This is a genomic window from Amaricoccus sp. B4 (genome assembly GCF_043226085.1).
Classification (GTDB): domain Bacteria; phylum Pseudomonadota; class Alphaproteobacteria; order Rhodobacterales; family Rhodobacteraceae; genus Amaricoccus.
Genome location: NZ_CP171225.1, coordinates 1,929,294 through 1,952,298, shown reverse-complemented (window position 1 = coordinate 1,952,298; position 23,005 = coordinate 1,929,294). Strand labels below are relative to the sequence as shown.

19 protein-coding genes and 2 tRNA genes are annotated in these 23,005 nt (G+C 68.2%); 15 read left to right on the top strand and 6 right to left on the bottom strand.

From position 1 onward, the window contains the following. Positions 1-39: 39 nt before the first annotated feature. The 3 genes from ACF66B_RS09360 to cysK form a co-directional block, all read right to left on the bottom strand. Complete coding sequence (locus tag ACF66B_RS09360) at positions 40-3,225, bottom strand: efflux RND transporter permease subunit (RefSeq protein WP_111431451.1); 3,186 nt, start codon at positions 3,223-3,225, stop codon at positions 40-42. Positions 3,226-3,229: 4 nt separating this feature from the next. Continuing rightward, on the bottom strand, positions 3,230-4,483 hold the full coding sequence (locus ACF66B_RS09355; RefSeq protein ID WP_111431450.1) for an efflux RND transporter periplasmic adaptor subunit: 1,254 nt from the start codon (positions 4,481-4,483) through the stop codon (positions 3,230-3,232). 92 nt (positions 4,484-4,575) lie between these two features. Beyond that, the gene (gene cysK, locus ACF66B_RS09350) at positions 4,576-5,670 is read right to left on the bottom strand and encodes a cysteine synthase A (protein ID WP_111431449.1); all 1,095 of its coding nucleotides are present in this window, start codon (positions 5,668-5,670) and stop codon (positions 4,576-4,578) included. A 226-nt stretch (positions 5,671-5,896) separates the two neighbouring features. Between cysK and ACF66B_RS09345 the strand changes: the two genes are divergently transcribed. Together ACF66B_RS09345 and ACF66B_RS09340 are read left to right on the top strand one after the other, a co-directional pair. Next, complete coding sequence (locus ACF66B_RS09345) at positions 5,897-6,385, top strand: HPP family protein (RefSeq protein WP_111431487.1); 489 nt, start codon at positions 5,897-5,899, stop codon at positions 6,383-6,385. Then, a complete protein-coding gene (locus tag ACF66B_RS09340) occupies positions 6,385-6,960 on the top strand; it encodes a TetR/AcrR family transcriptional regulator (protein WP_111431448.1) in 576 nt (191 codons plus the stop codon). Before ACF66B_RS09345 ends, ACF66B_RS09340 begins: the two co-directional genes overlap by 1 nt. A gap of 44 nt (positions 6,961-7,004) precedes the next feature. Here the strand turns inward: ACF66B_RS09340 and ACF66B_RS09335 are convergent, their stop codons facing one another. Further along, positions 7,005-8,363, bottom strand: a complete 1,359-nt coding sequence (locus ACF66B_RS09335; RefSeq protein ID WP_111431486.1) for a Do family serine endopeptidase — start codon at positions 8,361-8,363, stop codon at positions 7,005-7,007. A gap of 381 nt (positions 8,364-8,744) precedes the next feature. Between ACF66B_RS09335 and ACF66B_RS09330 the strand changes: the two genes are divergently transcribed. The 4 genes from ACF66B_RS09330 to ACF66B_RS09315 all read left to right on the top strand — a co-directional run bounded on the left by ACF66B_RS09330 (position 8,745) and on the right by ACF66B_RS09315 (position 11,208). Next, positions 8,745-8,819, top strand: a tRNA-Glu gene (locus ACF66B_RS09330). A 181-nt stretch (positions 8,820-9,000) separates the two neighbouring features. Beyond that, positions 9,001-9,075 (top strand) — tRNA-Glu (locus ACF66B_RS09325). Positions 9,076-9,223: 148 nt separating this feature from the next. Continuing rightward, on the top strand, positions 9,224-10,048 hold the full coding sequence (locus ACF66B_RS09320; RefSeq protein ID WP_111431447.1) for an aspartate/glutamate racemase family protein: 825 nt from the start codon (positions 9,224-9,226) through the stop codon (positions 10,046-10,048). Then, complete coding sequence (locus tag ACF66B_RS09315; RefSeq protein ID WP_111431446.1) at positions 10,045-11,208, top strand: serine hydrolase domain-containing protein; 1,164 nt, start codon at positions 10,045-10,047, stop codon at positions 11,206-11,208. The genes ACF66B_RS09320 and ACF66B_RS09315 overlap by 4 nt, the downstream gene beginning before the upstream one ends. A 59-nt stretch (positions 11,209-11,267) precedes the next feature. Here ACF66B_RS09315 and ACF66B_RS09310 read toward each other — a convergent pair whose 3' ends face one another. After that, entirely contained in the window at positions 11,268-12,422 is a 1,155-nt protein-coding gene (locus tag ACF66B_RS09310; protein WP_111431445.1) for a hypothetical protein, read from the bottom strand. A gap of 280 nt (positions 12,423-12,702) precedes the next feature. Further along, positions 12,703-13,227, bottom strand: a complete 525-nt coding sequence (locus tag ACF66B_RS09305) for a MarR family transcriptional regulator (RefSeq protein ID WP_111431444.1) — start codon at positions 13,225-13,227, stop codon at positions 12,703-12,705. A gap of 79 nt (positions 13,228-13,306) precedes the next feature. On the opposite strand from ACF66B_RS09305, the gene ACF66B_RS09300 reads away from it, so the two are divergent. The 9 genes from ACF66B_RS09300 (at position 13,307) to ACF66B_RS09260 (ending at position 22,990) form a co-directional block, all read left to right on the top strand. After that, entirely contained in the window at positions 13,307-14,185 is an 879-nt protein-coding gene (locus tag ACF66B_RS09300) for an EamA family transporter (RefSeq protein ID WP_111431443.1), read from the top strand. 75 nt (positions 14,186-14,260) lie between these two features. After that, positions 14,261-15,292, top strand: coding sequence for an N-acetyl-gamma-glutamyl-phosphate reductase (argC, locus tag ACF66B_RS09295; protein ID WP_111431442.1), 1,032 nt, complete (start codon positions 14,261-14,263; stop codon positions 15,290-15,292). Next, a complete protein-coding gene (locus ACF66B_RS09290; protein WP_111431441.1) occupies positions 15,289-16,137 on the top strand; it encodes a YihY/virulence factor BrkB family protein in 849 nt (282 codons plus the stop codon). The genes argC and ACF66B_RS09290 overlap by 4 nt, the downstream gene beginning before the upstream one ends. A gap of 31 nt (positions 16,138-16,168) precedes the next feature. Beyond that, positions 16,169-16,630, top strand: coding sequence for a cytochrome c maturation protein CcmE (gene ccmE, locus ACF66B_RS09285; protein WP_111431440.1), 462 nt, complete (start codon positions 16,169-16,171; stop codon positions 16,628-16,630). Positions 16,631-16,776: 146 nt separating this feature from the next. Continuing rightward, complete coding sequence (locus ACF66B_RS09280; RefSeq protein WP_111431439.1) at positions 16,777-17,388, top strand: holin-associated N-acetylmuramidase; 612 nt, start codon at positions 16,777-16,779, stop codon at positions 17,386-17,388. After that, entirely contained in the window at positions 17,379-17,984 is a 606-nt protein-coding gene (locus tag ACF66B_RS09275; RefSeq protein WP_392664767.1) for a holin family protein, read from the top strand. Before ACF66B_RS09280 ends, ACF66B_RS09275 begins: the two co-directional genes overlap by 10 nt. 95 nt (positions 17,985-18,079) lie before the next feature. Then, a complete protein-coding gene (locus ACF66B_RS09270) occupies positions 18,080-20,068 on the top strand; it encodes a heme lyase CcmF/NrfE family subunit (protein WP_111431438.1) in 1,989 nt (662 codons plus the stop codon). 5 nt (positions 20,069-20,073) lie between these two features. Next, positions 20,074-20,541, top strand: coding sequence for a cytochrome c-type biogenesis protein (locus ACF66B_RS09265; RefSeq protein ID WP_111431437.1), 468 nt, complete (start codon positions 20,074-20,076; stop codon positions 20,539-20,541). A gap of 79 nt (positions 20,542-20,620) precedes the next feature. Then, a complete protein-coding gene (locus ACF66B_RS09260; protein ID WP_111431436.1) occupies positions 20,621-22,990 on the top strand; it encodes a mechanosensitive ion channel domain-containing protein in 2,370 nt (789 codons plus the stop codon). Positions 22,991-23,005: the final 15 nt, after the last annotated feature.

Sequence of the window (23,005 nt, the reverse complement as noted above, 5' to 3'; positions counted from 1 at the left end):
CATCGCGGGCGCCCTTGACCTTCGGGCCGTCGGCCGGGCTCAGGCGCGGGCTTCGCTGCCGGGTGCCGGGCCGGTTTCGGGCGGGGGTGCGGCGGGTTCGAGCGGGGTGTGGATGCCGTTGTAGCGCCGCTTGGCCCATTCGCGGGCGGCCTGCAGCGCCACGTAGAGCACGGGCACGAGCAGGATGCCGAGGGTGCAGGCCGCGAGCATGCCGCCGAAGACGGCGATGCCGATCGAGCGCTGGCTGGCCGCGCCCGCGCCCGAGGCGATGACGAGCGGAATGACCCCGAGCAGGAAGGAGAGCGCCGTCATCATCACCGCGCGGAAGCGGAGCGTCGCGGCCTCGACGGCGGCGGCGTAGATCGAGGCCCCCTTCGCGCGGGTCTCCATGGCGAATTCGACGATCAGGATCGCGTTCTTCGCCCCGAGGCCCACGAGCATGATCATCCCGATCTGGGTGTAGAGATTGGCGTCCGTCCCGGCGACCCAGACCGCGGCATAGGCGCCGAAGAGCGCGACGGTGACGGTGAGCAGGATCGCCACGGGCATGGTCCAGCTCTCGTACTGGGCGACGAGGAAGAGGTAGGCGAAGATGATGGCCAGCGCGAGGATGAGGGCGACGAGGCCGCCCGCCTCCTGTTCCTGCACCGCCGAGCCCGTCCATTCGTAGGCATAGCCGGGCGGCAGGGCCTCCGCCGCGACCTCCTGCAGCGCCTGGATCGCCGAGCCGGTGGAATAGCCGGGAGCGGGGTTGGCGGTGACGCTGGCGGCGCGGAACATGTTGTAGCGGTTGAGGTTCATCGGGCCGAGGATGTTCTCGACCGTCACCAGCGTGCTCATCGGAACCATGTCGCCGCTGCGTGAGCGCACGTAGAGCCGGCCGATGTCGTCGACCTGATCGCGATAGGTGGCGTCGGCCTGGAGCATGACCTTGTAGACGCGGCCGAAGAGGTTGAAGTCGTTCACGTAGTAGGAGCCGAGATAGGCCTGGAGCGTGCCGAAGACCTCGGCGACATCCACGTTGAGCGACTTGGCCTTGTCGCGGTCGAGATTGACGAAGACCTGCGGCACGTTGGCGCGGAAGGTCGAGTAGGCGACCGCGATCTCGGGGCGCTGGTTGGCGGCGTAGACCATGCCGCCGATGGCGGAGGCGAGATCCTGCGGCGTGCCGCCGCCGGTCTGCTGCACCTTCATCTCGACGCCGCCGGTGCTGCCGAGGCCGGGAATCGGCGGCGGGTTGAAGACGATGATCGAGGCCGAGGGAATGGTGTTGAACTGGCCCGAGATCTTGCGCAGGAGCGCGCGGGCCGAGAGCGCGGGATCGGCGCGCTCCGCCCAGGGGGTCAGCGTGATCGCCATGAAGGCGGAGTTGGTCGAGGAGCCGCCGTTCAGCATCGAGAAGCCGTCCACCGTCACCACATGGGCCACGCCCTCCATGCCCTCGAGCATCTTCTCCATCTGGCGGGTGATGACCTCGGTGCGGTTGAGCGAGGCGCCCTCGGGGAGCTGGATGTCGGCCATCAGGTAGCCCTGGTCCTCGTCAGGCAGGAAGCCCGAGGGCACGATGGCCGAGAGGCCGCCGATCGAGGCGACGGCGGCGGCGACGGCAACGAGGCCGATCACCGAGATGCGGGCGAGCCGCGCCACGATCGCGACATAGCCGCTCCGCGCCGCGCCCACGCCCCTCTCGAAGACGGCGAGCAGGCCGCGGGGGCCGCCCTTGCGCGGCCGCAGGATCAGCCCGCAGAGGGCGGGCGAGAGGGTGAGCGCGTTGATCGACGAGATGACCACGGCGGCGGAGATCGTCGTCGCGAACTGGCTGTAGAGCTTGCCGGTGATGCCCGGCATCACCGTGACCGGCACGAAGACCGCGAGCAGGACGAGGGTCGTCGCGATCACCGGCGTGGTGATCTCGCCCATCGCGACGCGCGTCGCCTCCTTCGGGCTGAGCCCGTCGGCGATGTGGCGCTCGACGTTTTCCACCACGATGATCGCGTCATCGACCACGATGCCGATGGCGAGCACGAGGGCGAAGAGCGTGACGGTGTTGAGCGACATTCCGAAGGCGAACATCACCGCGAAGGCGCCAATGAGCGAGACCGGGATCGCCACGGTGGGAATGAGGGTGGCGCGGAGGTTGCCGAGGAAGATGAAGACCACCGAGATCACCAGCGCGAAGGCGATGAAGAGGGTCTCGATCACGTCGTCGATCGAGCTCTGCACGAAGGCGGTGGTGTTGAAGGGCACCTCGTAGGAGACGCCTTCGGGGAAGCGGGTCTTGAGCTGTTCGAGCTCGGAGAGCACGCCGGTGGAGACATCGAGCGCGTTGGCGCCCGGAGCCTGGTAGACCGCCAGCACCGTGGCCGTCTGGCTGTCGTAGCGGCCGTCGAAGGCGTAGATCTGCGAGCCAAGCTCGACGCGGGCCACGTCGCCCACGGTGACGATGGCGCCCGACTCGCCGGTGCGCAGCACGATCTGCTCGAATTCCTTCGGATCGGTGAGCCGGCCCTTGGCCTTGACGGTATACTGGAACTGCTGGTCGGGGCCCGCGGGCGGCGCGCCGATCTGGCCTGCGGGCACGATGGCGTTCTGGTCGGAGATCGCGCTGACGAAATCCGAGGGCGTCATGTCGAGGCTCGCCAGCCGGTCGGGATCGAGCCAGATCCGCATCCCGTAGGAGAAATCGGTCATCACGTCGACGCGGCCCACGCCGGGCACGCGGCCGAGCGCGTCCTTGAGGTTGATCGAGGCGAAGTTGGAGAGGAAGACCTTGTCGTATTCGCCGTTCTCGGAAAAGACCGTGACCAGCATCAGCATGTTGGTGCTGGATTTCTGGGTCGAGACGCCGTTCTTGTTGACCTCCGCCGGGAGCTGGCTCACCGCCTGGCTGACCCGGTTCTGGGTGTTGACGGTGGCGAGGTCCGGGTCGGTGCCGACCTTGAAGGTCACATCGAGGCTGTAGCTCCCGCTGTCGGCGCTGTTGGAGCTCATGTAGATCATGTCGTCGACGCCGTTGACCTGCGCCTCGATCGGCGCGGCGACGGTATCCTCCAGCGTCTCGGCGCTCGCCCCGGTGAAGCTCGCGGAGACCCGGACGACGGGCGGTGTGATCTGCGGGAACTGCTCGACGGGCAGCACCAGGTAGGCGATGCCGCCGATGATCGAGATCACGATCGAGATGACGAGCGCGAATTTCGGCCGGTTGATGAAGGTGGCGGACAGCATCGGCTCAGTTCCCTTCGGCCGGGGCGGTATCCGTCGCGGCGGCGTCTCCGGTGGCTTCGGGGGTGGCGGCGGCGGCGCCGGCTTCGGCGCCCGCGGGCGGGGGGGATGCCTCGACCGCGTTGACCGCGACGCCCGGGCGCACGCGCTGGAGCCCCTCGACGATGACGCTCTCGCCGTCCTGGAGGCCGGACTTCACGACGAAGTCGGTGCCGTCGGGGTTGCCGAGCTCGACGTAGCGCTGGGCGACCGTGCCCTCGGCGCCGACGACGAGCACGAAGCTGCCCTTCTGGTCGCGCTGGACGGCGGCCTGCGGGATGACGAGTTGATCCTGGGACTGGGACTGCGCGATCTGCACCGTGACGTAGATCCCCGGCGCGAGCAGGATGTCGCTGTTCTCGAAGCGGGCGCGCATGCCGATCGTGCCGGTGGCGGGGTCGATGGCGTTGTCGATGAAGTCGATGCGGCCGGTCTCGGAGAACTGCGAGCGGTTCGGCAGGATGAGGTGGACGGGCGGGCTGGTGGAGGAATCCCGGGTGCCGATCGCCTCGGTGCCGAGGTGTTCGAGCAGCGAGATGTAGATCCCCTCGCTCAGCGAGAAGGCGACGTCGATGGGCGAGAGGCTGACAAGGTGGGTGAGGGTGACGCCGGGGCCGACCGTGTCGCCGACGCTGACCGGGATGTTGCCGATGCGGCCGTCGAAGGGCGCGCGGATCGTCGTGTAGCCGAGGTTGAGCTGGGCGAGATCGACCTGGGCGTTGGCGGCCTCGAGCTGGGCCTTGGTGGCGTTGCGCTTGGCGAGCGTCGCGTCGTATTGCGCCTGGGCGATGGTGTTGGATTTCAGGAGCTTGGTGTCGCGGTCGAGCTCGATCTCGGCCAGCGCCAGCTCGGCCTCCTTCTGGGCCGCGGCGGCCTTGGCGCCGGCGAGGTCGGCCTCGTACTGGTCGGGCTCGACCTCGAACATGAGTTGGCCCTGCTTGACCATCGCGCCATCCGCCACATCTCTCTTGGCGAGAAAGCCCTGGACGCGGGGGATGATGTCGAGGGAATCGACGGCCTGAACCTTGCCGACGAAGCTGTAGACGCTGGATATCTGGCGTGTGGTGACGCCCGCGACGGTGACGCTGGGCGCCGCCGTCTGGGCCGCGGTGTTGGAGCCGCCCGTGTCCTCGTCGTCACAGCCGGCGAGGCCGAGGCCGGTTGCGATGAGCAGACTGCCAGCGACAAGCGCCTGCCGGATGCTTGTGAGACCTATTTTCATGGGAACCCCGTTCAGCGCCGTTACCTGTCTGGATCAGTCGTAACAGCCGGGGTGCATCGGCGCGAGATAATTGTCCCGCGCCGGGGCGCGTGTCAGCCCATCTGGTAGCCCGGGGTCGAGTGCGAGATGGCGATCTCTTCCTCGTTCATCTCGGCGCCAAAGGGCTCGAAGAGCGGCGTCGAGAGGTAGCGCTCGCCGGTGTCGGGGAGCATCGCGAGGATCACCGAGCCGGGCGCGGCCTTCTCGGCGACCTGGCGCGCGACGGCGAAGGTCGAGCCGCCCGAGACGCCGGTGAAGATGCCTTCCTTCGCGGCGAGCTCGCGGGCCCATTTCATGCCGTCGGGGCCGGCGACGGGGATGAGCTCGTCGTAATAGCCGCCGTCGATCGCTTCCTGCAGCACGTAGGGGATGAAGTCCGGGGTCCAGCCCTGGATCGGGTGCGGCTGGAAGGCCGGGTGGCTGGCGGCGGGGCCGTTGTCGTCCGAACGTTCCTGGGCGGTGCCGGAGCCGAGGAGCTGGGCGTTGGAGGGCTCGGAGAGCACGATCTTCGCGTCGGGGAAGGATTTCTTCAGCACGCGGCCGACGCCCGCGACGGTGCCGCCGGTGCCGTAGCCGGTGACGAAGTAGTCGAGCTTGCGGCCCTCGAAATCGGCGAGGATCTCGCGGGCGGTGGTGTTTTCGTGGATGTCGGCGTTGGCCTCGGTCTCGAACTGGCGGGCGTAGAACCAGCCGTTGGCCTCGGCGAGTTCCCGCGCCTTCATGTACATCCCCGTGCCCTTCTGTTCCTTGGGCGTGAGGATGACCTTGGCGCCGAAGTAGCGCATGACCTGGCGGCGCTCGACCGAGAAGCTCTCGGCCATGGTGATGACGAGCGGGTAGCCCTTGGCCGCGCAGACCATGGCGAGCCCGATGCCGGTGTTGCCGGAGGTCGCCTCGACCACGGTCTGGCCGGGCTTGAGCCGGCCCTCGCGTTCGGCGGCCTCGATCATGTTGAGCGCGAGCCTGTCCTTCACCGAGGAGGCCGGGTTGAAGAACTCGCACTTCACGTAGAGCTCGACGCCTTCGGGTGCGAGGCGGTTGATGCGCACCACCGGGGTGTTGCCCACCGTCTCGACGATGCTGTCGTAGAGCCGGCCCCGGCCATCCGTCTGGCGGGTCGTCCCGCCGCTTCCGTCCGCTGCAGCCATGTCGCTCCCCTTTTCGTCCTTGTCCCTGCAAAAACCACACCGGGCTTCTGTGAGACGGCGCCGGCGGGGTGGTCTCCCGTGATACACCCGGCGTTTCTGAATCTCCACGTTGAATGAGCGCCAATGGCTAACACGAGGCCGTGCGGCGCGGGGCGTTGACAGTATCGCACCCAAACCTGTAATGATCGGTAAAGAATGGAACGATCATTACAGGATTCGGAACGGCATGAAGAGATTTCTGGCGCGCCCGCAGCCGAGGCCCTCGCCGCGGCTCGTGTTGATGGCGGGGGCGGGCGGGGTGCTCGCGATCGCCTGCCTCGGGCTGATGACCGACCGGGCGCAGATGCCGCTGCTGATGGCGCCGTTCGGGGCGAGCTGCGTGCTGCTCTTTGCGGTGCCGGGGAGCCCGCTCTCGCAGCCGGCGAACGTGGTGGGCGGGCATGTGCTCTCGACGCTGGTGGGGCTCCTGCTGCGGCTCGCGCTGCCCGATGCCTGGTGGGCGGTGGCGCTGGCGGTGGGGGCGGCCATCGCGCTGATGACGGCGCTGCGGGTCACGCATCCGCCCGCCGGCGCCGATCCGCTCGTGGTCTTTGCCGCCGATCCGGGCTTTCACTTCCTGCTGTTTCCGGTGACTTCGGGCGCCGTGGCGCTGGTGGCCATCGCCGCGGCCTTCCACCGGCTGAGCGGTACCGCCTATCCGGCGGAGACGCGGTGATGGCGCGGAGCGTCGCGGAGCGGGCGGATGTGGTGCCGGTGCTGGCGGAGGTCTTCCGCCGGCACGGCTTCGAGGGCGCGAGCATCGGCCTCATCGTCGAGGCGACCGGGCTCGGGCGCGGCAGCCTCTATCACTTCTTTCCGGCCGGAAAGGCCGACATGGCGGCGGCGGTGCTTGCCCATGTCTCGGCCTGGTTCGAGACCAACATCTTCGAGCCGCTCGAGACCCGGCCACCGGTCGAGGCCATTCCGGCGATGTTCGAGGCGGTGACGGCCTATTTCGAGGCGGGGCGGCGCATCTGTCTGGTGGGGGCCTTCGCCCTCGATGACACGCGCGACCGCTTCGCCGCGGCGATCGAGGGCTATTTCCGCCGCTGGCTCGAGGCGCTCGGCGGCTGCCTCGCGCGGGCGGGCTGGCCGCCGGAGGCGGCGGCGCGGATGGCGAACGAGGCGGTGGCGGGGATCCATGGCGGGATCGTGCTGGCGCGGGCGACCGGGGAGCCGGAGCGCTTCCGGGTGGTCCTTGCGCGGCTCGGCGGGGCCTGCACCGGGCCTGCGCCCGCGGGCGGTGCCTGACCGCTCCGGGCGCGGCCCAGATGGACCGCGCCCGGAGGTGAGTCTCAGCGGCTGAGATTGAGCGCGACGAAGCGCGGCGCGCCGTCGCGGCGGACGAGGAGCAGGATCGAGTTGCGCCCGGCGGCCTCCGCGGCCTCGATGCGGCGGTTCATGTCCTGCGGGGTCGTCACGGCTTCCTGTCCGACCTCGCTGATGACATCGCCCTCGCGCATGCCCTTGGCATAGGCGTCCGAGCCATCCTCGACCGAAAGCACCACGAGGCCGCCGCGCACGTCCGCGCCGATCCCGTACTGGTCGCGGAGCGCGTCGGTCACGGCGACGACCGACATGCCGAGCACGGTTTCCTCGCTCGGTGCGGCCTCGTCGGGGGTGTCGACGCTGGCCGCGGCAAGGGTCGGTTCCTCCTCGAGCCGGCCGATATCGACCTTCAGCGATTTCTCCTCGCCGTTGCGGAGCACCACCACATCGACCGAGCGGCCGACCGCGGTATCGGCCACGATGCGCACGAGCTCGCGGGTGTCGTCGATATGCTCGCCGTCGAAGGTCAGGATCACATCGCCGGTCTGGATGCCGGCGCGTTTCGCCGGGCCGTCGGGCACGTCGGTGACCATCGCGCCGTCGGTCGACTTGCGGCCGAGCGCCTCGGCCATGTCGGGATCGACGTTCTGGATGCGCACCCCGAGCCAGCCGCGGCGGGTCTCGCCAAAATCGCGGAGCTGATTGACCACGCGCTCGACCACCGCCGAGGACATGGCGAAGCCGATGCCGATCGAGCCGCCGTTGGGCGAGAGAATCGCCGTGTTCACGCCGATCACCGCGCCATCCATGTTGAAGAGCGGCCCGCCCGAGTTGCCGCGGTTGATCGCGGCGTCGGTCTGGATGAAGTCGTCGTAATTGCCCTGAAGCGTGCGGTTGCGCGCCGAGACGATGCCGGCGGAGACCGAGAAGCCCTGGCCGAGCGGGTTGCCGATGGCGAGCACCCAGTCGCCGACGCGGGCGGCATCGCTGTCGCCGAAGGGCACGAAGGGCAGGGGTTCCTCGCGATCGACCTTGAGGAGCGCTATGTCGGTGCGCGGGTCGACGCCGACGATATGGGCATCGAGCAGCTCGCCGGAGAACAGCTCGACGCTGATCTCGTCGGCGCTTTCGATGACGTGGTTGTTGGTGACGATGTAGCCGTCCTCGGAGATGAGAAAGCCCGAGCCGAGGGCGCTCGAGCGGCGCTGCTGGCGCTGGCCGCCCTGCTGCCGGTCGAGAAAGTCGCGGAACAGATCCTCGAAGGGCGAGCCTTCGGGGATGATCGGCCGCAGGCTCTGGTCGGGCGTGGCGACATTCGTCGTCGAGGTGATGTTGACCACCGCGGGGCTCAGCCCTTCGGCGAGATCGGCGAAGCTGTCCGGCATCACGGCGCGGGACCAGACGGGCCCGGCGAGGCTGCTTGCGATGGCGAAGGCGAGCGCGAAGAGAAGACCGAGCGAGAGGAGCGCGGTGTCATCCGACGGCCGTTCCCGCGTCCGGGCCTCGGCGATGAGCGCTGTCGAATGTCTCAAGTCTTGTCCTCCTTGCTGGCAGCGGTCCCGCGTTCAGGTTTGTTCTGTTCGCGAAAGTCTAACCGGCCTCCCGCAGCCTGTCTTCCCTGATCTCGCGGGCAGGGTTCACGACGGGTTGACAGAAGGGGGGCGGAGCGCCCGGGGTCCGCACGGAAGGGCCGGCACTTTTGTCGCAAAAAGGTGAAAAAGGCGCTTGAACCGGCCGGCGGCCGAAGATAGATAACCCCCGTCCACGCGCCCTTCGTCTATCGGTTAGGACGCCAGATTTTCATTCTGGAAAGAGGGGTTCGATTCCCCTAGGGCGTGCCAGGACTTCCCCCCATGACATCGGTCTGATCTTCTGGCGCCTCGCGCTGCGGATATGCGCGTCTCCGCGCGTCTCGGGGGCTGGTGCGGCCTCCGGCCGGGCGGGATGCATCTTTCCGCTCTCCCGCCTGCATTATCGCTCTTGCGGAGCCCGGTGGCTGGCGATAGATAGCCGCCCGTCCACGCGCCCTTCGTCTATCGGTTAGGACGCCAGATTTTCATTCTGGAAAGAGGGGTTCGATTCCCCTAGGGCGTGCCAGGACCTCCCCCCATGACATCGGTCTGATCTTCATGCGCGGACGGCGGCAATTGCGCGATGGGCCGCCTTCAGGCATCCTTTGCGGTCAAGAGGGCATGAGCCCCTGGCCCGCAGGCGGGCCTTTTCGTGGACCGGAGGCGGAGCAGCTATGGCCATCGGCATTTTCGACAGCGGTCTGGGCGGGCTGACCGTCCTCGACGCGCTCACCGCCCGTCTGCCCGGGCAGGATTTCGTCTATCTCGGCGATACGGCGCATGCGCCCTACGGGATGCGCCCGGCGGCGGAGATCTATGATCTCACGGTCGCGGGCGTGCAGCGGCTCTTCGACGAGGGCTGCGGGCTGGTGATTCTCGCCTGCAACACGGCCTCGGCCGTCGCGCTGCACGATCTGCAGGTGAACTGGCTCGATCCGGCGGCGCACCGGGTTCTGGGCGTGTTCGTGCCGGTGATCGAGCATCTGACGCGGCGGGACTGGGGCGACAATTCGCCGCCCACCCATACCGGGCTGCGCGATGTCGCGCTCTTTGCCACGCCCGCGACGGTGGGCTCGGGCGCGTTTCCGCGCGAGCTGCGGTTCCGGGCGCGGGACGTCCGGGTCGAGGCGCAGGCCTGCACCGGGCTCGTCGAGGCGATCGAATCAGGCGATCTCGGCCGGGCGCGGGAGGTGGCGGCGGCGCATGTCGCGACGCTCCGGACCCGGCTGCCGGTGCCGCAGAGCGCGGTGCTCGGCTGCACCCATTACCCGCTGGTCGAGGCCGCGTTCCGCGCCGCGCTGCCGCCGGAGACGACGCTTGTCTCGCAACCCGAGCTCATCGCGGCGAGCCTCGGGGATTATCTCAAGCGCCACAAGGGCTTCGCAGGCGGGAGCGGCGCGGTGCGCTATCTCACCACCGGCGATCCGGCGCGGGTCGGCGCGCATGCCGGCATCTTCATGGGCCGCGCGCTCGCCTTCGAGAGCGCGGCGGCGGCGTGAGAGATCCCGAGGAGGAAACGGCATTCGGGCCCGGGCTCGATGCCGCGATCGATCTCGCGCTCGCCGAGCGGCGCCTCGTCGGGACGGTCGTGCTCGTGGCGCGGGACGGGGCGCTGGTCTATGCCCGCGCGGCAGGGTTTGCCGACCGGGCGGCGGGGCGCGCGGTGGCAGAGGATACGATCTTCCGGCTCGCCTCGGTGACGAAGCCGATCACCACGGCAACGCTGATGGCGCTGGTCGAGCGCGGAGCGGTGGCGCTTTCCGATCCGGTGACGCGGTTCCTGCCGGAATTCCGGCCACGGATGCGCAACGGGCGCGAGCCGGTCATCACCATCGCGCAGCTTCTGACCCACAGCTCGGGGCTCGGCTACCGCTTCCTGAAGCGCGGCGGGAGCTACGAGGCGCTCGGGATCTCGGACGGGCTCGATCAGCCGGGGCTCTCGATGGCCGAGAACCTCGCGCGGCTCGGCCGGGCGCCGCTCGCCTTCGCGCCGGGCGCGAAATGGCGCTACTCGCTGGCGATCGACGTGATCGGCGCGGTGATCGAGGCGGCATCGGGCATGGGCTTCGCCGAGGCTGTGGAGCGGTTCGTCACCGGGCCGCTCGCGCTGCGGGACACCGCCTTTCGCGTGACGGATCCGGCGCGGCTTGCGGTCGCCTACATGGGGGCGGCACCGGAGCCGCGGCCGATGGGCGATCCCGAGGCGGTCGAACTCTGGAGCGGGGAGGTGCGGTTTGCGCCCTCGCGTATCCTCGATCCGGCCTCCTATCCGTCGGGGGGCGCGGGCATGGCCGGCACCGCGCCCGAGATCCTGCGCTTTCTCGAGACGATCCGCAGCGGGGGCGGAGAGATCCTGCGGCCCGAGACGGTCGCGCTGATGATGGAGAACCATGTGCGGCCCGATGCGAGGACCCTCGGGCCGGGGATGGGATTCGGCTACGGCTGGGCGGTGCTGCTCGATCCGGTGGCGGCGGAGACGCCGCAATCGCCCGGCACGATCTCCTGGGGCGGGGTCTATGGCCATCGCTGGTTCATCGATCCGGCCGAGCGGCTGACGGTGGTGGCGCTGACCAACACCGCCTTCGAGGGCATGGAGGGCCGCTTCGTGACCGATGTGCGGGATGCGATCTACGAGGGCTTGCCAGCTCTGGCGGGCTGAGGGCTGCGCCGCCCCCTCCCGCCACTCCGCGCAGGGTATTGCCGGGGCGCCCCCGGGGGTCAGATCAGCAGGTCGAAGAAATCGCTCGTGCCGAGGCCTTCCTGATTGTTCATCACATCGAGGCAATCCGCCAGTTCGGAACCGAAAGCGGTGTCGTAGCTGCCGCCCGAATACGCCGTCTGCACCGCACCGATGACCTCGGCTGACTGCAGCACGCCGTCGTGGTTGTCGTCGACGCCGCTGAGGAAGGCGAAGCACTGGTCATATTGCTGGTCGATCAGCGCCTGGTCCGCGGCGTCGTCGATGCCGTCGGTCGGATCGATCCCGGTCTTTCGGGCAATCGCGTCCTTCATCGTGTCGGCGTCGGCATAGCTGAAGTTGCCGATGTCGTGGTCTTCGTCGGCCGTGGCGTTGAGGACCGCCGCGGTGGCCGCGCGCGCAAGCGCCATCTGGCCACCGCCGCCGGTGCCGAGGGCCTGGAGCAGGGTGGCGTCGACTATCACCGTGGCGGTCCTGCCGGACCCCTGGGTGAGGGTCGCCTGGATGCCGAAGAAGTCGTCGTATTCGGTGGTCGAGATGTCCTGCCCGAGGACGGCGTTGGCGACATCGACATGGTTCTTCCAGTAGCCCGGCGTGAGGCCGGTGCCCGGATCGGTGTGGTGCTCGTCGTCGTCGCACTCGTTGAGTTCCGGGGCGGTGCCGGTGGTTTTCGAGCTGTCGCCGGCATCATGGGCCTGCCCGCGCAGGAACCAGTCGGTGTTGTCGAGCAGCGCCTTTGCGTTGATGTCGTTCAGGTCATCGCTGATGACGAAACTGATCGCCGTCAGATTGCCGGTGCTATCGCCGCTGTCGGCCGAAAACGTGACGTCGAAGGGCGTCGTGGTCTGCGTTGCTGGCTGGACGTTGAAATCCGCATCGGCGTTCTGCTCGGCCACGTCGATGACCAGCGGGCCGGTGTAGGAGGCGTTCGTGGTGACCTGCCCGATCTTCATCGAGCCATTGACGAAGAGGTCGTCGACATCGCCGTTGAGGTCGAATCCGAGCCCCTCGATGTCGCCTGGCGCCGTGGCCCCCGGGGCGAGCTGGATCGTGACCTTGACGTCCTCGAGGCCGTCTCCGGTGAAATCCTGACAGTAGTCGAAGGTGATGGTGTAGCTCGCGCCGAATGAGCCGACCTGTGTATTGGCCGTCCATACCGTCTGTTGTGCGGACATGAGTTTTCCCCCTAAAAAACCCACATCCATAATCTGAAAATATACGGAAAACCGATTCTGTTATCGGGTAAAACAATACTTATCTGTGGGCCGATATAGTATTCATATGGAAGTAAGTATCACTCAAGTGATTATTTTCTGTGCAATAATTCTCATCTTTTGGTTGATATCGTCGTCGTGCAGGAGTGGCTGCAGCGGAGCGGCTGACGGTGGTGGCGCTGAGCAACACGGCCTTCGAGGGCATGGAGGGGCGCGTCGGGACCGATGTGCGGGATGCGAGCTACGAGGGCTTGTCGGTGCTGGCGGCGGGACGGTCTGCGGGCGCTTCGAGGGCGGCGAGCCAGGTCCTGAGCAGGCTGTCGAGGGCGGCGCGCTCGTCGGGGGTGAGCCCGGCGACGAGCGCATGCTGGTTTGCGACGTGCTCGGTCACCACCGCGTCGACAAGCGAAAATCCCTTCTCGGTCAGAACGATCAGCGCGCCGCGGCCATCCTCGGGGTTCGGGCGGCGCTCGACGAGGCCGTCGGCGGCGAGCCGGTCGAGGCGGTTGGTCATCGTGCCCGAGGTGACCATGGTCCAGCCGATCAGCTCCGAGGGGGTGAGCGCGTGGGGCGGACCCGCGCGCCGGAGTGTCGCCAGCACGTCGAAGCTTGCCGGGGTCAGGCCGTGGGCGGCGAAAACGCGGCCTGTCCCGGCCGAGAGCCGGTCGTGCAGGCGCTTGAGCCGCCCGAGAAGGCCCATGGGCTGCACCTCGAGATCGGGGCGTTCACGGCGCCACTGGGCGAGAATGCGGTCAACCTGATCCATGCCGCGACGTTCTAGCGGAATCTGTCTTGACGTCAAGGTATCTGGATATATCTTGACGTCAAGATAAAGGAGATCTGCCATGTCCCGGCCGCTCGACACCTTGCTTGCCGCCGTCGCCCCGGTCATCTGGGGCAGCACCTATATCGTCACCTCGCAGATGCTGCCGCCGGGGTATCCGCTGACCGATGCGGTGCTGCGCGCGCTGCCCGCGGGGCTGCTCCTGCTCGCCATCACCCGGACGCTGCCGCCGCGGCGCTGGCTCGGGAAGCTCGCGGTGCTCGGCGCGCTCAATTTCGCGATCTTCTGGGCCGCGCTTTTCGTGTCGGCCTACCGGTTGCCGGGGGGCCTCGCGGCGACGCTCGGGGCGGTGCAGCCGCTTCTCGTGCTGCTGCTGGCGCGGCTGCTGCTGGAAACGCCGATCCGGCCGCTGGGGCTTCTGGCCGCGGTCGCGGGGCTTGGCGGTGTCGCGCTGCTGCTGCTCGGGCCGGGGGCGCGGCTCGACGGGCTCGGGGCCGCGGCGGCCCTGCTCGGGGCGCTCTCGATGGCTGCGGGCGTCGTGCTCACGCGCAAGTGGCATCCGCCGGTGCCGGCGCTCACCTTTACCGCCTGGCAGCTCACCGCCGGGGGCCTGCTGCTGCTGCCGGCCGCACTCCTCTTCGAGCCGGCCCTGCCGCCGCTCACGGCGGTGAATGTCGCGGGTTTCATCTGGCTGGGGCTCTTCGGCGCCGCGCTCACCTATTTCCTGTGGTTCCGGGGCATCGCGCGGCTCGGGCCCGCGGGCGTTACCGGGCTCGGGTTCCTCAGCCCGCTCACCGCGGTGCTGCTCGGCTGGGCGGTGCTGGGCGAGGCGCTTGCCCCGGTGCAGCTCCTCGGTGCGGCGGTGGTGCTCGGGAGCGTCCGGCTGAGCGGGCTGGCCGCGCGCCCGGTGGCCCTGCCGGCGGGAGCGCGGGCTGCATGAGCCCGGGCGCGCGGCGATTGAATGCCGCCGCCCCATGTTCTAGATCGTCAGGGGAGCATGCACGAGGGTTATGACATGGACAGGGTTTACGAGATCGCGGTTCTGGGGGCGAGCGGCTACACGGGCTCCGAGCTCGTCCGACTCATCGCGACCCATCCGGGATTGCGCATCCGCGCCCTGAGTGCCGACCGCAAGGCCGGGCAGACGATGGGCGAGGTGTTTCCGCATCTCCGGCATCTCGACCTGCCCCGGCTCGTCACCATCGACGAGGTGGATTTCGGCTGCATCGATCTCGCCTTCTGCGCGCTGCCGCACGCCACGAGCCAGGAGGTGATCTCGAAGCTGCCGCGCGCGCTGAAGGTCGTCGACCTCTCGGCCGATTTCCGGCTGCGCGATCCGGCGGTCTACGCGAAATGGTACGGGCACGAGCATCTTGCCCTCGATATCCAGGAGGAGGCGGTCTACGGGCTGACCGAGTTCTACCGCGAGGAGATCCGGGCCACCCGGCTCTGTGCGGGCACCGGCTGCAATGCGGCGACGGGGATGTACGGGCTCATGCCGCTCCTGAAAGCGGGTGTGATCGATCCCGAGACCATCATCATCAACCTCGCGACCGGGGTTTCCGGCGCGGGGCGCTCGCCCAAGGAAGGGATGCTGCATTCCGAGGTTTCCGAGGGGTTCCGGGCCTATAACGTCGCCAAGCACCGGCATCTGGCGGAATTCGATCAGGAATTCTCGAAGGCGGCGGGGCGCGAGGTGGCGGTGACCTTCGTGCCGCATCTCCTGCCGCAGAACCGCGGCATTCTCGCGACCATCTATGTCCGGGGCGAGGTGGGCGAGGTGCATGCCGCGCTCTGGGAGGCCTATGACGAAGAGCCGTTCATCCATGTGCTTCCGATCGGCGAGGCGCCGGCGACCCAGCATGTGCGCGGCTCCAACTTCGTCCATGTGGGCGTGATCGCCGACCGCAGGCCGGGCTGGTGCATGGTGTTTTCCGCGCTCGACAACCTGGTGAAGGGCTCCTCGGGGCAGGCGATCCAGAACGCCAACCTCATGCTCGGCCTGCCCGAGACCATGGGGCTGCTGGCAGCGCCGTTGTTTCCGTGAGGCGGACCAAGCACTTCTTTGTCATCCTCTGGGACGCGATCACGCGCTTCAACCGCAACGACGGCTCGGCGATGGCGGGCTATGTCGCGTTTTCCGGGCTGCTCTCGATCTTTCCGTTCCTGATCTTCGCCACCACGCTCATCGGGGTGCTCGTGGGCCAGGAGCGGACGGGCGAGATCGTGGATGCGCTCTTCGAGATCGCGCCGGCCCATGTCGCCCGCACCCTCGAGCCGGTGGTGACGGAGGTGCTCTCGGGGCGGAGCAGCGGGCTGCTGACGCTTTCGGCCGTCTTTGCGATCTATGTCGCCTCGAATGCGGTCGAGGCGCTCCGGCTCGCCTTCGACCGCGCCTATGCGGTCGAGCCCGATTCGTTTCTGGTCAACCGCCTGCGCGCGATCGTCGTTGTCTTCGTGGGGGCGATCGTCGCGGCGCTTCTCGGGCTCACCATCCTGCTCGCGCCGCTGATCCTGCGGCTGACCGCGCAGTTCACCCATCTCCAGATCCCCTCGGCGACCGGCCTGCTCAGCACCGGCTTCGGGCTTCTGGTCTTCGGGTTCTTCACCTTCGGGATGCACCGCTACCTGCCGGGGCGGCGGATGGAGCCGATGACGCGCGTCTGGCCCGGCGTCCTGCTGACGGCCTTGCTCTGGATCATCGCGGCGACCGGGTTTTCGACTTATCTCTCATTTGCGCCGAGCTATACGGTGACGTATGGAACGCTTGCGGGGGTCATCATCACGCTGATGTTCTTCTACATCACCGGGCTGGTGATTATATTCGGCGCAGAGTTCAACGCCGCGCTCAACCGGTTGCAGACGCCTGCACGAAGGCACTTCACCGGCTAGAGGGCAAGACCGGGGGAGACCGACCGTGGCGATGGGAGTGAAGAAGAGACGTCGCATCCAGCTCATCGCGATCGGTGCGGTGATGCTCGTGCTGGCCACGGGGCTGATCGGCTACGGCATGCGCGACGGAATCGAGTTCTTCCGCAGCCCGAGCCAGCTTGCCGAACATCCGCCGCGCGAGGGCGAACGGTTCCGCATCGGCGGGCTTGTCGAGGACGGTTCGCTCGAACGCGGTTCCGGCCACGAGGTGCGCTTCACGGTGACGGACGGCGGCGCGACGGCGGAGGTGGTCTTTGCCGGCATCCTCCCCGATCTCTTCCGCGAAGGGCAGGGGGTGGTCGCCACCGGCCGGATGGAGGACGGCGTCTTCGTCGCCTCTGAAGTGCTCGCCAAGCATGACGAAAGCTACATGCCGAAGGAAGTGGCCGACGCGCTGAAGGAACAGGGCCTCTACCGCCCCGGCGCCGGGGTCAATCCGCAGCCGGGGACCTGACCCGGGCCGCTCGCCGCGTGGATTCGGGAGCGGATCTTGCCGGACTGGACAGCGGCGGGGCTCGACCGCACGCTGCATGAACCCAATTTTAGGCGAATTGGGGGAAACTCGTCGTTCTTTCACCGCAATGACGGGACAGACGCGAGATGCATTCAGTCGAGAGCATCGCGGCGGAGATCGTGCGCCGCGAAGGAGGATATGTGAACGACCCGGACGATCCGGGCGGGGCGACCAATCACGGGGTCACGATCCACACGATGCGTGCGCTGGGGATCGACCTGACGGGGGACGGCAAGGTCACGGCCGAGGACGTGAAGGCGCTGACGCCCGAGCAGGCGGTGCAGATCTACAAGACGCATTATTTCGAGAAGACCGGCATTTCACGGCTGCCCGCGCCGCTGCAGCCGAGCGTCTTCGACATGCAGGTGAACTCGGGCGCCAATGCGGTGCGCATCCTGCAGGCGCTGATGGCGGAGTTCGGCCTGCCGCTCTCGGTTGACGGCGCCATCGGTCCGATCACGGCGGCGACGGTCGGCCGCGCCATGCAGCTCGCGCCCGAGCATCTGGTCGATGCCTATGGTGTGGCGCGGCGGAATTATTACTACCGGCTCGCCGACCGGCGTCCGGCAAGCCGGAAATACGCGCGCCGCAAGGATGGCGGCAAGGGCGGCTGGATCACGCGCGCCGAGGAATTCATCGCCCCGCGCTTTCACTTCACCCGCGAACAGCATGACGAGAGGGTTGCGGCATGGGACTGATGGGAACGGTGCTCGGCATGGGGCGGGTGGCGGAACGCGTCGGCGGCGTTGCCGAGGTCTTCGTCGGCAATCAGGCGGAGCGTGATGCGGCCGATCTCGAACGCGCGACCAGGACGCTCGAACAGTTCAAGGGCGAGTTCGAGCAGACGCCGGACGGCTTCTTCGACCGTTTCGTCAATGCGATGAACCGGGTGCCGCGGCCGCTGCTCTCACTCGGCATCATCGGCCTCTTCATCTACGCGATGATCGAACCGGCGGGCTTTTCGGAGCGCATGGAGGGGCTCGCGCTCGTGCCGGAGCCGCTCTGGTGGCTGATGGGCGCCGTGGTCTCGTTCTATTTCGGGGCGCGCGAGCTGCATCATTTCCGCAACCGCGGCACGCTGACGGCCCGCGCGTTGCTGAATTCCGGCGAGACGGCGGCCTCGGTGACGGCGGAGACGCCGCTCGAGGGCGGGGCCGAGGCCGCACCCTTCCTTGGCGGGCCCGTGCGGCGGCTCGCGGGCGGGACATCGACCGGCGCGGTCGAGGTGGCGGTGCGTGCGAGCGATCCCGATTTCAACGCGCCGGTCGAGGAATGGCGGCGCAGCCGGCGCTGATCCCGATCTTGCGCGGTCTTCGACCTTTGTTGATTTGATCCCCCTTGCATTTCGACGCATAACCGGGGGCGTCGCCAGCAGTGGGAGCCCGCGCAATGATCGTCGAACTGGGGCATCTGGCCCTGATCCTCGCCTTCCTCGTCGCTGTGGTGCAGATGATCGTGCCGATGGTCGGGGCATCCCGGGGATGGTCGGACTGGATGCGGGTCGCGGTGCCCGCGGCCTCCGTGCAGTTCGGGCTCACCCTCGCGGCCTTCGCGGCGCTGACCTATGCCTTCGTGGTCTCGGACTTCTCGGTGAGGCTCGTCACCCTCAACTCGCATTCCGCCAAGCCCATGCTCTACAAGATCGCGGGTGTCTGGGGGAACCACGAGGGCTCGATGATGCTCTGGATGCTCATCCTGACCCTCTTCGGGGCGATGGTCGCCTGGTGGGGCAAGAACCTGCCGCCGACGCTGCGCGCGCGGGTGCTCTCGGTGCAGGCGACGATCGCCGTCGCCTTCTTCGGCTTCATCCTGCTGACGTCGAACCCGTTCCTGCGTCTTGCCCAGCCGCCGCTCAACGGTGACGACCTCAACCCGCTGCTGCAGGATCCGGGCCTCGCCTTTCATCCGCCCTTCCTCTACCTCGGCTATGTCGGGCTCTCGATGGCCTATTCCTTCGCCATTGCGGCGCTGATCGAGGGAAGGGTGGACGCCGCCTGGGCGCGCTGGGTGCGGCCGTGGACGCTGGTCGCCTGGGTGTTTCTCACCATCGGCATCGCGATGGGCTCGGTCTGGGCCTATTACGAGCTCGGCTGGGGCGGCTGGTGGTTCTGGGATCCGGTCGAGAACGTGAGCTTCATGCCCTGGCTCATTTCCTGTGCGCTGCTGCATTCGGCGATCGTGGTGGAGAAGCGCGACACGCTGAAGAGCTGGACGATCCTGCTTGCGATCCTCGCGTTCTCCTTCTCGCTGATCGGCGCCTTCATCGTGCGCTCGGGTGTGCTGACGAGCGTGCATGCCTTTGCCAACGATCCGGAGCGCGGCGTGTTCCTGCTCTGGATCCTCGGCGCCTTCATCGGCGGCTCGCTGATGCTCTATGCCTGGCGCGCGCCGGTGCTGCGGTCGAATTCGGTCTTCTCGACGGTGAGCCGGGAGAGCGGGCTCGTCATCAACAACGTGCTGCTGGTGGTGGCGACGCTGGTCGTCTTCTTCGGCACGATCTGGCCGCTTGGCGCGGAGCTGCTGTTCGGGCGCAAGGTCTCGGTCGGCGCGCCCTTCTTCAACCTCGCCTTCACGCCCTTCATGGTGGCGATCGCGGTGATCCTGCCGCCGCTTGCCATCCTGCCCTGGAAACGGGGCAAGCTCGGCCGCGCGATGCAGCCGCTCTGGGGTGTGCTGGCGCTTTCCATCGCGCTCGGGGCGCTCGCCTGGACGCTTCAGACCGGGACCTCCATGCTGGCGCCGATCGGCATCACGCTCGCGGTCTGGCTGGTGCTCGGGGCCGTGGCGGATGTGACGAGCCGCACCAAGCTCGGCCATGCGCCGCTGGGGGAAACCCTGCGCCGGATGCGCAACCTGCCGCGGGCCGACTGGGGCAAGACGCTCGCCCATTCGGGCCTCGGGATCAGCATCTTCGGCATCGCCTGCATCACGGCCTGGGCAAGCGAGGACATCCGGGTCGTGCATGCGGGCGACCGGATCGAGATCTCGGGCCATACGCTCCGTTTCGATGGTGTCGATCACGGGCAGGGGCCGAACTACAGCTATGACCGCGGCCATGTGGCGATCCTGAAGGGCGAACGGGTCGTGGGGCTGCTCGATCCGGAAAAGCGGCTCTATCCGGTCCAGCGCATGCCGACGACCGAGGCCGGGATCAACCGTGGCTTCACCCGGGACATCTATGTCGCGCTCGGCGATCCGCAGCCCAACGGCGGCTGGGCGCTCCGGACCTATGTGAAGCCCTTCTCGAACTGGATCTGGGCCGGGGCGCTCATCATGGCCGGCGGCGGCATCGTGAGCCTCAGCGACCGCCGCTACCGGGTGGGGGCGCCCAAGCGCCGAACCGCGGCCTCCGGTCCGGCACCGATGCCGGCGGAGTGACCCTGATGCGTCGTCTTCTTGCCATTCTCGCGCTCTGCCTGCTGCCGGTGGCGGCGCTCGCGGTGCAGCCCGACGAGATCCTTCCCGACCCGGCGCAGGAAGCGCGGGCGCGGGCGATCACCAGGGAGCTGCGCTGCGTCGTCTGCCAGAGCGAATCGATTGACGATTCGAATGCCGACATCGCCCGCGACCTGCGGCTGCTCGTGCGCGAGCGCATCACGGCGGGCGATACGGACGAGCAGGCGCTCGATTTCGTCGTGGACCGTTATGGCGAATACGTGCTGCTGCGCCCGCCGTTCAACGCCTCGAACGCGCTGCTCTGGCTCTCCGGGCCGATCCTGCTGCTCCTTGGCGGGGCGATCGCCTTCGGCTTCATCCGTGGACGCGCGCGGGCCGCACGGCCAGAGGCGAAAGCGCCGCCGCCGCTCAGCGCCGCGGAGCGCCAGAGGCTCGAGGCCCTGCGATCGGAGTGAGGGGATAGCGGCACTTTTGCATGGGACTCCACGGGCTTCGATGTCAGAAGATGGCAAGGCCATTCGGGGACGCCCTGCGATGACATCTTCTGCCGCTGTTTTCCTGACGAGGCTCTGGGCCATCGCCCTCGCGCTGCTTCTCTCCGTGGGGGCTCTGCAGGCGCAGGACGAGGCGGTGGCCCCGCCGCCGGCGGCGCGGACGGCGCCGCAGAACCTGCTCGACGTGATCGGCGGCGAGAGAGCCCGCAGCGAGATCCTGGAATCCGTCCGGACCGATGCCGCCGAGGGCCTGAAGGGACCGCCGGTGCCGGATGCGATGACCGAGGCGAGCGCGCGGGCCTCGCCCCAGGCGGCGGTGGATGCCGCGGGCGCGCCGGAAGGGCGGGACGATCCCGTCGGCGCGCGCCTCATAGATTTCGTCCTCGAGACCGGCTCGGGATTCTTTTCGCAGTTCGGGGAGGACTTCCGGGCTGCGCGCACCAATCTCCGCCGCCTCACCGCGCTTTCGGCCATCGATCGCGAGGCGTTCCTCCGGCTGTTGCCGGAGCTTCTGGTGATGGTGCTGGCGGCGACCGCGGTGGCGGTGCTCTTGCGGCTGCTCCTGCGGCCCTTCTTCCGGCGGGTCGGCGTCTATGCCTCAAGCAAGGGGCCGATCACGCGGCTGCTGCTTGGCATCTTCTGTGCGGTGGTCGATTTCCTTGCCATGTGCCTCGGCGTGCCCGCCGCGCTGATCGCCGTCGGCCTCTATGGCGCGAGCGATGACATGGAGCGGGTGCGCGCGGCCTTCCTCGGGGCCTATTTCGTCGCGGCGCTCCTGATCGTCGCCATGCGCGCCTTTCTCAGCCCGGCCTCGCCGCAGATGCGCATCTTCCATTTCGGGGACGACCGGGCGCGCTACTGGACGCGGCATTCGATCGCGATCATCTGCCTGCTGACCTTCGGGACCGTGATGGTGAGCACCATGGTTTCGGAGCTCGGTTCGCCCATCGCGGCCAAGGCTTCGGTGGTTGCGATCAACGTGCTGACGATCCTCTATGTCGCGGTGCTGGCGATCGCCAACCGAAAGGCCCCGGCGGCCTATTGCGAGTGGCGCGCGACGGAGGACGAGGAGAGCATCCTCTTCCCGCTGCTGGCGGCGATCGCGCCCTTCTGGCTCTGGGTCGCGCTGCCCTATCTCGCCTTTCTCTTCCATCAGGCGGTGACGCTCGGGGGCGAGGGGATTCCGCTTCTCCTGGCGACCTCGCAGATCGCGGCGGCCTTTACCGTCGGCGTTCTCGTCCTCGACGGTGTGCGGGGGGTGGCCGAACGCGGGGTGCGTCTGCCCGAGCGGCTGCACCGGCAGCTCCCCGAACTCCAGCCGCGCATCAATGCCTTCGCGCCGCCCTTCCTCAAGCTCACGCGCTGGATCATCTTCCTGCTCTGGCTCGGCTTCGCGCTGCAGGTGGTGGGCGTGGTCGCCCTCTGGGACTGGGTGGAGCTTCGCCTCGGGGTGGACGTGTTCGGCGCGGTGACGAGCCTCGTGCTGATCGCGATGGCGGGGTTCGCCGCCTGGCTGGTGGTGAACGGCTGGATCGACTACCGGCTGGCGTCGCATCGCGGGCATGTGCCGACGGCCCGCGAGCGCACGCTGCTGGCACTCCTCCGCAATGCCTCGCTCGTTGCCATCATCCTGCTCGGGCTCATCTATTCGCTCTCGGAAATCGGTGTGAGCGTCGCGCCGCTGCTGGCCTCTGCCGGGGTGGTCGGGCTCGCGATCGGCTTCGGGTCGCAGAAGCTCGTGCAGGACATCATCACCGGCGTCTTCATCCAGTTCGAGAACGCGATCAATGTCGGCGACGTGATCGAGGCGGGCGGCAAGATCGGCACGGTGGAGAAGCTCACCATCCGCTCGGTGAGCCTGCGGGACGTGGAGGGGGTGTTTCATGTCATCCCCTTCTCCTCGGTCGATCTCGTGTCCAACCACATGATGGGCTACAGCCATCATCTCGCGGATATCTCGATTGCCTATGGCGAGGATATCGACGCGGCGAAGGACGCCATACTCGCGGCCTATGAGGATCTGCAGGCCGATCCGCTCTGGAGCACCAAGCTTCTGGGCGGGATCGAATGGTTCGGGGTGCAGGCGCTGGCCGATTCGGCGGTGATCCTCAGGGCGCGCCTCAAGACGCGGCCGGGGGAGCAATGGGCGGTGGGCCGGGCCTATTCCGAGCTGGTGAAGAAACGGCTGGATGCCGCCGGCATCGAGATCCCGTTCCCGCAGCTCACGCTCTGGTTCGGGCGGGGCCGGGATGGCCGCGCGGCGCCGGCACATGTGCTTTCGGTCTCGGAGCGGGGGAAGAAGGAGGGGCGGCGCCCGCGCAAGTCGCGCCCTGTTGCCGGGGCGGAGCGCGTGGCGCCGGGCCAGCCGACCGATTCGGATTTTGCGGAAGGGGACGGGGACGATACCTGAGGCCGGGATCCGCGG